We start from the raw sequence: 1,674 nt of genomic DNA, 5'->3' as shown, positions 1-1,674 counted from the left end.
ACGTCCAGCAGGACGAACGCCGACGGGACCATGTAATCCGGAAGCCGATCCGCCAGGTGAGCGCGCAGCTCGGCCGCGTCCGGGGTGGTGTTCGGTGCGGGTACGGCGTACGCGACCAGGCGCTTGTCGCCCGGCTGGTCCTCACGCCCCATCACCGCCGCCTGTGCGACCTGGTCGTGCCCCGCGAGGACCGCCTCGACCTCACCAGGTTCGATGCGGAAGCCCCGCACCTTCACCTGAGCGTCCGCACGCCCCACAAACTCCAGCACACCATCGGCGTTCCACTTCACCAGGTCACCGGTGCGGTACATCCGCGTCCCCGGCACACCGAACGGATCCGCCACGAATCGCTCCGCCGTCAAGCCCGCACGACCCAGATATCCCCGGGCCAACTGCGCACCGGCCACATACAACTCACCCGCGACACCCACCGCCACCGGCGACAAACCCGTATCCAGCACATACACCCGGGTGTTGGTGACAGGGCGCCCGATCGGCACCGAGTCCGGCACCTCGGCGTCCGTGTACCACGAGGTCGCGTAGACCGTGGCTTCAGTAGGTCCGTAGCAGTTCGCTATGCGCGATTCCGGGAGGACCGAACGGACCTTCCTGGCGACCACCGGCGAAATGGCCTCGCCGGCCATGACGACCGTCGAAATGCCGGCCCCCAGTTCACCGCGTTCCAGCAAGGCGGCGAAGACCGAGGGCACACCGCTCACCAGGCCGAGCGCCCGCCTTTCCGCGATTCCCTCCCCCAACGCGAGGAGGTCACGAAGGACGTCGATACGACCGCCCGCCAGCAAGGGAGAAATCATCTCGAAGACCGACACGTCGAAGTTGAGAGACGTGCTGGCGTGGACCCGGGTCAATCGGTCGGCGCCAAGGCCGCAGGCGGCCCACGAGGTCAGGTTCACCACGCTGCGCTGCTCGATGACCACGCCCTTCGGCCGTCCCGTCGACCCGGACGTGTAGATCACATACGCCGGGTGCCGCAGCTCCAGTCGAGCCGGCCGGTCGTCATCGCCAAGGTCGCCGGATTCCTGCCCGGCCGTCGTCTCCTGGACGGCGGACTCGTCCAGGACCACACGGCCCGTCCCCGCGTCGCTCTCACTTGGCAGCACGGCCGCCGTCACGGCGTCCGTGAGGACGAGCACCGGGTGCGAGTCCCCGAGCATGAAGGCGATCCGGTCGGCCGGGTACGCCGGATCCACCGGCACATACCCGGCGCCCGTCTTCAGGACCGCCCACAGCGCCACGACCAGGTCGACCGAGCGCGGAATACAGAGGGCCACGAGCCGCTCTGGTGCGGCACCCCGGGTCACCAGATACCGTGCCAGCCGGTTCGCCCGCGCGTTCAACTCCGCGTAGGTGAGTTCAACGCCACCGCTGGAGACCGCGACGGCCCCTGGAGTCCGCGCCACCTGCGCCTGGAACAACTCCGGCAGCGTCGTCTCCGGTACCTCGCCTTCGGTGGCGTTCCACGCGGTCAGGATCCGCTCACGCTCGTCCTCAGCCAGGACGTCGATCTCGCGGATCGGCTGATCGGGGTCGGCCACGGCGGCTTCCAGCACCCGCGCCAGCCTGTCCGCCAGCTCCTGCGCCGTACGCCCGTCGAACAGGTCCGTGCGGTAGTCCAACTGGCCTGTGAAGCCGGCGGGGGTTCCCTCGTCGGTA

Annotated in this window: 1 protein-coding gene; it reads right to left on the bottom strand. The window is 69.0% G+C overall.

The features are described 5' to 3' along the window. Window positions 1-1,674 (bottom strand): amino acid adenylation domain-containing protein (locus tag QR77_RS47205; protein WP_160311001.1); only part of this gene is annotated, 1,674 nt, incomplete at both ends.

Origin of the sequence: Streptomyces sp. 150FB, from assembly GCF_000818195.1 — a bacterium.
Lineage (GTDB): Bacteria > Actinomycetota > Actinomycetes > Streptomycetales > Streptomycetaceae > Streptomyces.
The sequence above is the reverse complement of the archived record's forward strand: the minus strand, read 5'-3'. Positions and strand labels throughout refer to the sequence as shown.